Origin of the sequence: Lactococcus sp. S64 (assembly GCF_016516525.1) — a bacterium.
Classification (GTDB): Bacteria; Bacillota; Bacilli; order Lactobacillales; family Streptococcaceae; genus Lactococcus; species Lactococcus lactis.
On sequence record NZ_JACVUQ010000011.1, the window covers coordinates 57,254 to 68,349 of the forward strand.

Here is an 11,096-nt window from a genome sequence, read left to right on the forward strand (position 1 = left end):
GCTCATTGAGCGACTTTTTTTAATCTTTATGACGACTTAAATCAACCTCTTTAAGGGGGATAAGTTTCGTTTTGTTTTTAAATTTATAACCCAAGTAAAGGATGAAGAAGAGTGGGATTGCGGCATACATGATGACACCTTGCACCCAAGTTTTACCAAAAAGAAGCATTGGGTCTTGGCCGAGTGTGACTAAAACGGTCATAATTAAGGCTAAGATTGGACCAAATGGGAATAGTTTTGCATGATAAGGTAATTTTTTAACATCTTTTCCTTGAGCGACATAGGCGCGGCGGAAGCGGAAGTGGCTAATTGCAATCCCAATCCAAGCAATAAATCCTGTTAAACCAGAGGCTGAGACAAGGAATGTAAAGAAGCTAACTCCGTAAATTGATGTCAGGAATGTGAGTAAAGCAACAGCAGTTGTAGCTAATAAAGCAATGAAAGGAATCCCGTTTTTTGAAGTTTTTGAGAAAATCTTTGGTGCGCCACCATCTTTAGCGAGTGAATAAAGCATCCGAGTAGAGGCATACATTCCAGAGTTTGCTGCTGAAACGACAGAAGTTAAAACAACGGCGTTCATGATAGAAGCTGCAATAGAGAGACCAACACGTTCAAATACAATTGTGAAAGGGCTTTGAGCAGCTGAATCTCCTCCAACTAAGTGGGGGTCGGTAAATGGAATGATAGCCGCCATCACGAAGATAGATAAGATATAAAAGACAAGAATACGCCAGAAGATAGAGTTCATAGCTTTAGGGATTGATTTTTCAGGATTTTCAGCTTCGCCAGCTGTAATTCCGAGCAATTCTGTTCCTTGGAAAGAGAAACCAGCGACTAAGAGTACGCCGAGAATCCCTCCGCCGGTAGTGAAACTACCAAGTCCTCCGACAAAACCATGATTACCAACTGAAAGATTTTTAGCGACGTCAATATGACCGCCCATAATTCCAAAAATAGATAAGAAACCAATAATCAAGAATAAAACAACAACAGTAATTTTAATGGCTGACAACCAATATTCAGTTTCGCCAAAAGTTTTAACTGATAAGGCATTGATTGCAAAGACAATAATTAAGGCAATCAGTGAAAAAATCCAACTTGGAACATCTGGTAACCAGAATTTGATACAAAGGGCAACGGCTGTTAAATCAACCGCTACGGTAATTGCCCAGTTTAACCAGTAATTCCAACCTAGAGCAAAACCAAAAGCTGGGTCAACATAACGTGTTCCATAGTCTGAAAAAGAACCAGAAGTGGGTAAATAAGTGGCCATTTCACCAAGTGATGTCATGAGGAAGTAAACCATTGCTCCGATAAGAACATAGGCAGTCAGTGCACCAAATGGTCCTGCCGTGTGAATGACATCGCCTGAAGTCAGAAACAATCCAGTTCCGATTGTTCCGCCAAGGGCAATCATGGAAACATGACGTGATTTTAAGCCGCGTTTTACTTGCGTCTCAGTAGTTGAGTTTGAAGAATTTTCCAAAATTCTCTCCCTAATAAAATTTATTCTACACCGACTTGTTTGACTCAGACTCAACCTTATTCCTGTTTAGTTTAGAAAAGTCTGAGAAAAACAAAAAAAGCAATCCTACTAGATAGAATAGATTGCTAAAGGTCCGACAAAATTTTAAAAATTTTCTTGAACGAATAGCCCTCCGCATGGTTATTAACCATTTGCGACAGTCTAGTGAGTTTTTCTCACTAGCCCAAGAACTTTGCTGAGCAACAAAATTCTTTCGGCAACCTCTCCTCCTCTAAATACGCGTCTTTGTTGTGCTCCAACTCGGCGTAGATTCATATCAGTTGCGACCTCTATCGATGTGTTATTTGTAATTCTAGCGCAATTTTAAGATGATGTCAAGGAAGAGAATGTAAAATTAATTACAAATAATCACTTTCTTTGTAAGTTTATTCATTTGTCATTTATGTTATACTTATGAGGATAGGACTGCTATGTCAGTCAATAAAAATCAGTCTTTTTACTGAAATTTTCTAGGAGCAAAATATGGATTTTATTCGTGCCATTATTTTAGGTATTATTGAAGGAATCACTGAGTGGTTACCTATTTCCTCAACAGGACATTTGATTATTGCTGATGAATTTATTCGTCTTAATCAATCAGCAGCTTTTAAAGAAATGTTTGATGTTGTGATTCAGCTAGGAGCAATTTTGTCAGTTGTTGTTCTTTATTTTCATAAACTGAATCCATTTAATAAGTTAAATCCAGCTGACAAACAAAAAACACCACGTGAAATTCAATTAACTTGGCGTTTGTGGTTGAAAGTTTTGATTGCGGCTTTACCAGCAGCGATTATTGGTTTACCACTTAATGACTGGTTGGACAAACATTTTTACCATTTTGTTCCTGTTGCCTTCATGTTAATTATTTATGGGGTAGCATTTATTGTCATTGAGCGTCGGTGGGTACCAAACCATGAATTTTCCGTAATGAATATTGACCGTTTACCTTATCGTGCCGCTCTTTATATTGGATTATTCCAAGTGCTTTCTTTACTTCCAGGGACATCGCGTTCAGGTGCGACAATTGTCGGTGCTTTATTAATTGGTGTAAGTCGTGAAGTTGCCGCAGAATTTACCTTTTTCTTGGGTATTCCAGTTATGTTTGGGGCTAGTTTCATCAAAATACTTCACTTTTTCAAAAATGGGAATTCTTTAAGTTTTGAACAATTTGGGGTCTTGTTAGTAGCTTGTATAGTTGCCTTTGGGGTATCAATGGTTGCCATCAAGTTCTTGACCGATTATGTGAAAAAACACGATTTTACTTTCTTTGGGAAATATCGGATTGTGTTAGGGATTATCCTTCTTATTTATGCAATGTTTAAAGCCTTCTTGGGCTGAGAATGAGATAAATTATGCCAACTCTCTTTAGTTGGTATTTTTTATTTTAAAATAGTTCTCTTTGCTGAGGGAAAGTTTAAATGTATTCTTGCTAAAAATAGAAAAAAGTGATAGAATATAACTCTGTGGGAAAAACTCACAACTTACGCAGGACTCAACCTGCGTCATTAGTCCAAAAGGAGGAAAAATCAATGACTAAATACGAAATTCTTTATATTATTCGCCCAAACATTGATGAAGAAGCAAAAGCTGCCCTCGTTGAACGTTTCGATGGAATCTTGACTGACAACGGTGCTGCAAATCTTGAGTCTAAAGACTGGGAAAAACGTAAACTTGCTTACGAAATCAATGATTTCCGCGAAGGTATCTACCACATCGCAACTTTTGAAGCTGAAACAACTTCAGAAGCTTTGAGCGAATTTGACCGTCTTGCTAAGATCAACCTTGACATTCTTCGTCATATGATCGTTAAAGTTGAAGCTTAAGAGCTTTCATTTCTAAGGAGAAGTTCATCATGATTAACAATGTTGTATTAGTAGGACGCATTACTCGCGATCCTGAACTTCGATACACCCCTCAAAATCAAGCTGTCGCAACATTTTCATTGGCTGTAAACCGTCAATTTAAAAATGCGAATGGCGAACGTGAGGCTGATTTCATTAACTGCGTTATTTGGCGCCAACAAGCTGAGAATTTGGCGAATTGGGCTAAAAAAGGAGCTTTGATTGGGGTAACTGGTCGAATTCAAACACGTAACTATGAAAATCAACAAGGTCAACGCGTTTATGTGACTGAGGTTGTGGCTGACAGTTTCCAAATGTTGGAAAGTAGATCTGCTCGTGAAGGTATGGGAGGCGGAACTTCTGCTGGTTCATATTCTGCACCTAGCCAATCTACAAATAATACTCCGCGTCCACAAACGAATAACAATAATGCAACACCGAATTTCGGTCGTGATGCTGATCCGTTTGGTAGCTCACCGATGGAAATTTCGGATGATGACCTTCCATTCTAATAGGGTGAAATAATTGACGCTAAAGCGCCTAATTATTTCACGGAAACCGCTATGGCGGATTTCCTAACCCTCTTACTAGTTATTATGAAAAGCAGAATCGGCTTTTCATAATAACGTCGTAATCCTAAGAAAACTTTAAACAGACATCTAAAAATAATATAAGGAGAAATAAAATGGCACAACAACGTCGTGGCGGCTTCAAACGCCGTAAAAAAGTTGACTTCATCGCTGCAAACAAAATCGAAGTCGTTGACTACAAAGACACTGAACTTTTGAAACGTTTCATCTCAGAACGTGGTAAAATCTTGCCACGTCGCGTGACTGGTACATCTGCTAAAAACCAACGTAAAGTGGTTAACGCAATCAAACGCGCGCGCGTAATGGCTTTGCTTCCATTCGTAGCTGAAGACCAAAACTAATAAATGAAAGGCTGCTTCGGTAGTCTTTTTTTGTATAAAAATTTGACAAATAGAGTTGATATTTACTGACAGAATGCTCGGTTCCGTCCGAATTTACTGACCAGAAATTTGTCAGAAAAAGAGAATAAATTGATAACTTCATCAAGTATTTTTGATTAATACTATGTTTTTGTCAGTGAATTTATGATAAAATGGACAAATGATTGAATTGATAATAGGAGCAGTGCTCTTAAGTTTGTTAATTTATGGAATTTTTATAGAGCCTCATTTGATGAAAGTGAGACATGTAAAAATCGCTCAAAAACAAAATTTAAAAATTGCTCATTTTACCGATACCCACTTTGCTTGGCACACGACTAGTCGTCGTTTTAAAAAATTTGCTCGAAATATTGCTAATGAACAGCCAGATTTAATTATTTTTTCTGGAGATTTATTTGACAAGGTTGCTTGGGCAAAAAATCGAGATTGGACTGATTTACTGACGATATTGTCAGAACTTAAAGCTCCTCTTGGGAAATTTGCGATACTTGGTAATCATGATTTTGATGATGAAAAATCGTCAAGGTTTGTTGAAGAGTTTCTAGAAAAAGCTGGTTTTGTTCTGTTGAAAAATTCATCAGTTGTCAAAGATAATTTATCTATTTCTGGGGTTGATGACTGGCGTGAGGGACGGCCTGATTTTGAACTTGAGCCCATTGATGCAACATTTTCGCTTTTAGCCCTTCACGAACCGGATACTATTTTAGACATGGAGACAATTAAGGAATTTGATTTAATTCTTTCTGGTCATAGTCACGGAGGGCAAATTCGGATAGGAAATTGGCGTTTACGCAATAAGGGGTCAAGTAGTGCTGATGCTGGTTTGTATCAGCTCAATGACCGAACAAAATTGTATGTTAATCGTGGAATTGGTTTGACTTTCTTACCTATTCGTTTTGGGGTGCCTCCAGAAATTGTGTATTACTACATCTAAAAAAATCTGTCAGTAATTTTGACAGATTTTTTTATTTAAAAATTTACTGACAGCTTTGTTAAAAATTCTGTCATTACATTTCTCTTGCAGTCATGATCGTTTCGCGTCCCATATTATCAACGGCTCGGTAGTGTAGAGGCCATTCAGGATTAAAAGGGTAGCCAAAATCAACGAGGATGGTTGTTGGACTATTGTCTTGAGAAAAACGAATAGAAAGTAAATTACCCGAATTAACCAAGTCAAAATTGATAATTGTTTCTAGTGGAAAAACGCCCTTGAGGTGATGGTCAATAATAAACCAAAAGGCATCAATGACTTCTCCAGGAATTGACGCAACGGTATCAAAACTTGCGTAGCGTCGTCTAGTGTTAGAAAATGCCATAAAATCACATCCTTTCTATAAGATAAATGGATAAATTCTAGGAAATACGGGAATCTCGAATGACTTTTCGGATTTCAGATAAAGTCCCTTCAGAAACATTTTTCATTTTCATTCCGTACATCATAAACAAGGCATCAAGCAAACTAATTTGAGAAACTGTGGAAGCAACAGCTTCAGGTCGAAATGAAATTTCTTCAGAAATTGAAATTAGCGCGACATCGGCCGCTTTAGCTAAAGGTGAACTCGCAAAAGAAGTCAATGCAATAATTGGAACCCCGCGACTCTTCAAAATTTCAACCAAGTGCATTGTATCTCTGTTTTTTCCTGTATGTGAAATAACAAAAGCACAATCGTCGCTCGTTAATTTTGCAGCCTGCATTTGTTGAAAATGAAAATCCTGATGATAAACGCAGTGCAAAGGCATTCTCAAAAATTTATGAAAAGCAATCAATGCAACAGCGTTTGAACCACCCAAACCAAAAAAACCGCAAGTGCTGGCATTGAGCAAAATTTCCATGGTTTGGTCAAGTTGTCTGTTAGTGATAAGGTTTAATGTAGAATTTAATGATGAAATATTGCCGTTGAAGTTTTTTGTCAGTATTTCTTTGTAATCGTCAGTTGGTGAAAGTTCGCTAAAAAATTCATCGTTTCGTGTCGAGTCAGTGGCATGAATGGCGAGTTTTAATTCTTGGAAGGAATTAAAGCCAATTTTTTTAGAAAATCTGGAAATTGTAGCCGTAGAGACATGAGTTTTTTGAGCAAATTCCTGAATTGAAAGCCTCGCTGCACTATCAATATTCGCAATTAAATAGTCAGAAATTGCCTGATCTGATTTACTGAGGTTATCATAATAACTTCGGATTCGGCTGATTAAAGTACGCGACATATCAAGCCTCCTTCTAATTGACTACATTATATCATAGCCAGTAACACGAAACAATGTTTCATGTACTGGCTATCATTTTATTGGGACCGAACGATGCGTAGGATAGCTGTTATCAGTTTACTGACTTACAGATATGCCAGTTGTTACATCTAGAGCGGAGTAATAAGGTATCTAGGGAGTTCGCTATAGCGTGTTATAAGTAGTGATACTCAAGATTTCTCGATTTCTCAAAAATTCCAAATTCCTAACTTGAAATTGTTTTGACAAATCAGAAAATATTTTACAAAAAATATTGTTGACAAATGAAAAAAAATTACTTATACTAAAGTTATAAAATGAAAGCGATACCACGGAGGAAAAAATGATGAAATTTGGTATGATTGGTTTAGGGAAAATGGGAATGAATCTTGTGAAAAATGCCGTTGACCATGAGATTGAAGTTGTTGCTTACGATCTAAATACAAAAGCGGTAGAGGAAGCTAAGGATTACTCAGACAAAATTACCGCTGTCAGCACAATTGAAAATTTACTGACAGAATTGCCAGCAAGCAAAATTGTTTGGTTGATGCTTCCGGCAGGAACTCCTACAAATTCAACGATTGAAATGCTTTCTGAAAAGTTGTCAGCTGGAGATATTCTGATAGACGGTGGAAATTCTAATTACAAAGATAATTTAGAACAAAATAAATTACTGACAGAAAAAGGAATTAAATTTTTTGATGTTGGAACCTCTGGTGGAATGGCTGGAGCTCGTCAAGGCGGAAATTTTATGATTGGTGGAGATGATGAAAAATCTTGGACAATCATAGAACCAATCTTCAAAGCAATCTCAATGGAAGATGGCTACCTCTATACAGGGAAACTTGGCAGTGGTCATTACTTGAAAATGATTCATAATGGAATTGAATATGGGATGATGCAAGCGATTGCTGAAGGATTTGAAATTTTGGAAGAGTCACCATTTGATTATGATTATGAAGCCGTTGCAAAATTATGGAATCACGGCTCAGTAATCCGAAGCTGGTTGATGGAGCTTGCTCAAGAACAATTTTCAAAAGACCCTAAACTAGACCAAATTATCGGTCATGTTCAATCTTCAGGAGAAGGAAAATGGACCGTTGAAGAAAGCTTGGACTTAGGCGTTCCTGCCCCAGTTATTGCCTTGTCACTAATGATGCGTCAACGCTCATTACAAGAAGATACCATGACCGGAAAAGTAGTTGCCGCTTTGCGCAATGGCTTTGGCGGACATGACGTAGAACAAAAATAATTTACTGACAGATGAGAAGCGTAAGCTAACTAGGACAAAAAACTTCTGTCAGTAAAAAACTACTGATGATGAAAGAATTTTAAAGTCTGTCAGTAAATATATAGAAGAAAAGGAGCCTAAATGCAATATTTAATAGGCGTCGATTTAGGAACCACAGCAACTAAGGCAGTGCTTTTTGAGAAAAATGGAAAAATAGTTGCAAGTAGTAGCCAAGCTTATCCCCTCTATCGTGATGCTAGTGGGATGGCAGAAGAATCTCTTGAAGAAATTTTTGAAGCAGTTTTAGTGACAATCAGGGAAGTTTCAATTAATTTAGAAGATGAAGATGAACTTTTAGCCGTTTCATTTAGTACACAAATGCACTCGCTAATTGCTTTTGACGAAAATTGGCAGCCACTTACAAGATTAATCACTTGGGCTGATACAAGAGCAGTAAAATACACCGAACAAATTAAGGCCTCTAAAAATGGTTTTGATATTTATCGAAGAACCGGAACGCCTCTTCATCCAATGGCTCCTTTATCTAAATTTATCTGGTTAGAAGCTGAACATCCAGACATTTATCAAAAAGCAGCCCACTATTTGGAACTTAAAGGATACATTTTCCAACGACTTTTTGGAACAAATAAAATGGATTTATCAACCGCAACAGGTACAGGTATCTTCAATATATTTGAACTTCATTGGGATAAAGAAGCGCTAGAGATGACTGGAATCAAAGAAAGTCAATTGCCTAAAGTAGTTGAACCCTATGAGATAGAAGAAAACCTTCCTCACGAATATGCCAAGAAAATGGGAATTCAAAGCAGCACCAAATTTATTTGGGGTGCAGCCGATGGTCCGTTGTCAAATTTGGGAGTAAATGCGATTAAACCGGGTGTTGCAGCCATCACAATTGGAACATCTGGTGCGATTCGAGTAGTTACTGACAAACCTAAAACAGATGAAAAAGGACGCACATTTACCTATGCATTAGACAAAGAGCATTGGGTAGTCGGTGGTCCCGTAAACTCTGGTGGAGATGTTTTCCGTTGGGCTCGTGACCAAATTTTTGATGGAAAAATTTCTTTTGATGAAGTCACGGAACTTGCAGCAAACATTTCCCCGGGCGCTGATGGATTGCTTTTCCACCCCTATCTTGGAGGCGAGCGAGCACCGATTTGGGATGCCAATGCCAGAGGTTCATTTTTTGGCCTAAACTACGGACATAATCGTAGTCATATGGCAAGATCTGTTCTTGAAGGGGTTATCTTCAATATTTATATGGTTGCGCTTAGCCTTGTTGAAGTAGTAGGTGACCTAAATATGATTCAAGCGACAGGAGGATTTACAAGCTCTGAACTCTGGACACAAATCCTAGCAGATATTTTTGAACAACCAATCAATGTGCCAGAGAGCCGAGAAGCTGGCTGTTTAGCCGCCATTATCATGGCTGAAAAAGCCCTTGGCTTAATTGAAGATATCAGCGAAATCGAAACGATGGTAGGAACAAACGAAACCTACCAACCCAATCCAAAAAATTTCGAAATTTACCGAGAAATTAGTCCAATATTTATCCGACTTTCTCGCTCTCTCTTGGCAGAATATGAAAATATTGCCAATTTCCAAAGAAAATTTGAAGAAGAAAAATAAACTTGTATTCTTTAAAGACTCAATACTTCCATATATCACAAAAAAGTATTGAGTTAATTTTTAAAAGCAAATTGTAAGCGCCAGCAATCGTGCTTACACAGTATATTCAATATTTTTTGAAAGGAAAAAATATATGATTGATTTACTTGTACTTTTAATTGGGGTCTTAATCCTCCTCCTGATGATTATCAAATTTAAAATTAACACTTTTGTGTCCTTGATTGTCGTAGCGGTTTTAGTTGGGTTAGGACTTGGAATGCCACTCGGTCAAATCCCTGTTTCAATCCAAAACGGAATCGGAGGCTCATTAGGAGAGTTAGCAATCGTTTTTGGTTTTGGAGCAATGCTTGGAAGACTAATTGCTGATGCTGGTGGAGCCTATCGTATCTCAAAAACGCTTATTAACAGTTTTGGTAAAAAAAGAATTCAATGGGCAATTATGGTTGCCAGTTTCATTATTGGGATTGCCCTCTTCTTTGAAGTTGGGATGGTTCTCTTGATTCCGATTGTCTTTGCCGTCGCCTTAGAAGCAAGTGTTCCCTTGATTTACCTCGGAATTCCAATGGCAGCCGGACTTTCAGTAACTCACGGATTCTTACCTCCCCATCCAGCACCAATTGCAATTGCCGGTGTACTAGGCGCAAATCCTGGAACTGTTCTCCTTTACGGAATTATTGCAGCAATTCCAACAGTCATTATCGCAGGTCCAGTTTTCACAAAAATTGCTAAAAAATGGGTTCCAGAAGCCTTTGTTGTAAAAAATAAACTATCCGCCTTTGGTGAAATCAAAGAATGGAAATTAGAAGAAACTCCAGGATTTGGGATTTCCATCTTGACAGCATTAATGCCAGTAATCTTAATGGCAATCAGCACCATTTATTCTATCGCGACTAATGATGGGAAACCCTTTGCCGCAGTAACAACAAGTGCAATGAAAGCAGGAAAGGTAGTAACGACCACCACTTACCCATCAAGTTTTGTTGAAAATGTGATGATGTTTATTGGTAATCCCGTATCGGCAATGATTATTTCACTACTCTTTGCCTTAGTTACTATGGGTTGGATGCAACGTAAGAAAAATTCTGAAATTGCAGTATCGATTGCAGATTCAGTTAAATCAATTGCGATGCTATTGTTAGTTATCGGTGGTGGAGCAGCTCTTAAACAAATTCTTATTGATGGAGGGATTTCAGTCCAAATCGCCAATATGTTTAAAGATTCACCACTTTCGCCATTGTTACTTGCTTGGATCATCACAGTAATTTTACGTGTAGCCTTGGGTTCTGCAACCGTGGCCGCTTTAACAGCAGCAGGTTTAGTTCAACCAATGCTTGCATCAGCTTCTCCAAATACAGCCGCACTAATGGTCTTGGCAATAGGGGCAGGTTCAATTGCCGCATCTCATGTTAACGATGCAGGATTCTGGATGTTTAAAGAATACTTTGATTTAGATGTCAAGCAAACATTAAAAACTTGGACAGTACTAGAAACGATTATCGCAGTTGTAGGTTTAGCAATGGTCATGTTAATGAGTATCTGGGTACATTAATAAAAAAATAAGTCAATTTTGACTTATTTTTTTAATTTGTCAAAGCTAGTGGTGGTATGAAATAAAGCGAATACAGGAGAGGGAAAAAGCGAACGTAAGATAAAAAA

Annotated in this window: 11 protein-coding genes and 1 riboswitch; of the genes, 8 read left to right on the top strand and 3 right to left on the bottom strand. The window is 37.8% G+C overall.

Annotated features, from left to right (window positions below):
* Positions 1-19: 19 nt before the first annotated feature.
* Positions 20-1,486: an amino acid permease gene (locus IAE51_RS10675; RefSeq protein WP_017865200.1), complete on the bottom strand. Its 1,467-nt coding sequence runs from the start codon at positions 1,484-1,486 to the stop codon at positions 20-22.
* 157 nt (positions 1,487-1,643) lie between these two features.
* Positions 1,644-1,826, bottom strand: a riboswitch (Lysine riboswitch).
* Positions 1,827-2,008: 182 nt separating this feature from the next.
* Between IAE51_RS10675 and IAE51_RS10680 the strand changes: the two genes are divergently transcribed.
* From IAE51_RS10680 to IAE51_RS10700, 5 genes are all read left to right on the top strand, one after another.
* Positions 2,009-2,863, top strand: coding sequence for an undecaprenyl-diphosphate phosphatase (locus tag IAE51_RS10680; protein WP_012898664.1), 855 nt, complete (start codon positions 2,009-2,011; stop codon positions 2,861-2,863).
* A gap of 191 nt (positions 2,864-3,054) precedes the next feature.
* Positions 3,055-3,348: a 30S ribosomal protein S6 gene (rpsF, locus tag IAE51_RS10685; protein ID WP_003131954.1), complete on the top strand. Its 294-nt coding sequence runs from the start codon at positions 3,055-3,057 to the stop codon at positions 3,346-3,348.
* 29 nt (positions 3,349-3,377) lie between these two features.
* Positions 3,378-3,878 carry a single-stranded DNA-binding protein gene (locus IAE51_RS10690; RefSeq protein ID WP_003131953.1) on the top strand — a complete coding sequence of 167 codons (501 nt, stop codon included), beginning with the start codon at positions 3,378-3,380 and terminating at the stop codon, positions 3,876-3,878.
* A gap of 173 nt (positions 3,879-4,051) precedes the next feature.
* On the top strand, positions 4,052-4,297 hold the full coding sequence (rpsR, locus tag IAE51_RS10695; RefSeq protein ID WP_003131952.1) for a 30S ribosomal protein S18: 246 nt from the start codon (positions 4,052-4,054) through the stop codon (positions 4,295-4,297).
* Between the two features lie 199 nt (positions 4,298-4,496).
* Positions 4,497-5,270, top strand: a complete 774-nt coding sequence (locus IAE51_RS10700; protein ID WP_003131951.1) for a metallophosphoesterase — start codon at positions 4,497-4,499, stop codon at positions 5,268-5,270.
* Positions 5,271-5,343: 73 nt separating this feature from the next.
* On the opposite strand, the gene IAE51_RS10705 is transcribed toward IAE51_RS10700, so the two are convergent.
* Both IAE51_RS10705 and IAE51_RS10710 read right to left on the bottom strand, forming a co-directional pair.
* Positions 5,344-5,652: a DUF960 domain-containing protein gene (locus IAE51_RS10705; protein ID WP_010906371.1), complete on the bottom strand. Its 309-nt coding sequence runs from the start codon at positions 5,650-5,652 to the stop codon at positions 5,344-5,346.
* Between the two features lie 37 nt (positions 5,653-5,689).
* Entirely contained in the window at positions 5,690-6,538 is an 849-nt protein-coding gene (locus IAE51_RS10710; RefSeq protein WP_012898662.1) for a MurR/RpiR family transcriptional regulator, read from the bottom strand.
* 364 nt (positions 6,539-6,902) lie between these two features.
* Between IAE51_RS10710 and gnd the strand changes: the two genes are divergently transcribed.
* From gnd to IAE51_RS10725, 3 genes are all read left to right on the top strand, one after another.
* Positions 6,903-7,808: a phosphogluconate dehydrogenase (NAD(+)-dependent, decarboxylating) gene (gnd, locus tag IAE51_RS10715; protein WP_038603774.1), complete on the top strand. Its 906-nt coding sequence runs from the start codon at positions 6,903-6,905 to the stop codon at positions 7,806-7,808.
* A gap of 120 nt (positions 7,809-7,928) precedes the next feature.
* A complete protein-coding gene (gntK, locus tag IAE51_RS10720; RefSeq protein WP_003131772.1) occupies positions 7,929-9,440 on the top strand; it encodes a gluconokinase in 1,512 nt (503 codons plus the stop codon).
* A gap of 133 nt (positions 9,441-9,573) precedes the next feature.
* On the top strand, positions 9,574-10,989 hold the full coding sequence (locus IAE51_RS10725; RefSeq protein ID WP_085624629.1) for a gluconate:H+ symporter: 1,416 nt from the start codon (positions 9,574-9,576) through the stop codon (positions 10,987-10,989).
* The last annotated feature ends 107 nt before the right edge of the window (positions 10,990-11,096 follow it).

What these genes read in the sequence shown, in the direction of transcription:
- IAE51_RS10680 (WP_012898664.1), top strand. Translation starts at nt 2,009, where the DNA reads ATGGATTTTATTCGTGCCATTATTTTAGGTATTATTGAAGGAATCACT.
- rpsF (WP_003131954.1), top strand. Translation starts at nt 3,055, where the DNA reads ATGACTAAATACGAAATTCTTTATATTATTCGCCCAAACATTGATGAA.
- IAE51_RS10690 (WP_003131953.1), top strand. Translation starts at nt 3,378, where the DNA reads ATGATTAACAATGTTGTATTAGTAGGACGCATTACTCGCGATCCTGAA.
- rpsR (WP_003131952.1), top strand. Translation starts at nt 4,052, where the DNA reads ATGGCACAACAACGTCGTGGCGGCTTCAAACGCCGTAAAAAAGTTGAC.
- IAE51_RS10700 (WP_003131951.1), top strand. Translation starts at nt 4,497, where the DNA reads ATGATTGAATTGATAATAGGAGCAGTGCTCTTAAGTTTGTTAATTTAT.
- IAE51_RS10705 (WP_010906371.1), bottom strand. Translation starts at nt 5,652, where the DNA reads ATGGCATTTTCTAACACTAGACGACGCTACGCAAGTTTTGATACCGTT.
- IAE51_RS10710 (WP_012898662.1), bottom strand. Translation starts at nt 6,538, where the DNA reads ATGTCGCGTACTTTAATCAGCCGAATCCGAAGTTATTATGATAACCTC.
- gnd (WP_038603774.1), top strand. Translation starts at nt 6,903, where the DNA reads ATGAAATTTGGTATGATTGGTTTAGGGAAAATGGGAATGAATCTTGTG.
- gntK (WP_003131772.1), top strand. Translation starts at nt 7,929, where the DNA reads ATGCAATATTTAATAGGCGTCGATTTAGGAACCACAGCAACTAAGGCA.
- IAE51_RS10725 (WP_085624629.1), top strand. Translation starts at nt 9,574, where the DNA reads ATGATTGATTTACTTGTACTTTTAATTGGGGTCTTAATCCTCCTCCTG.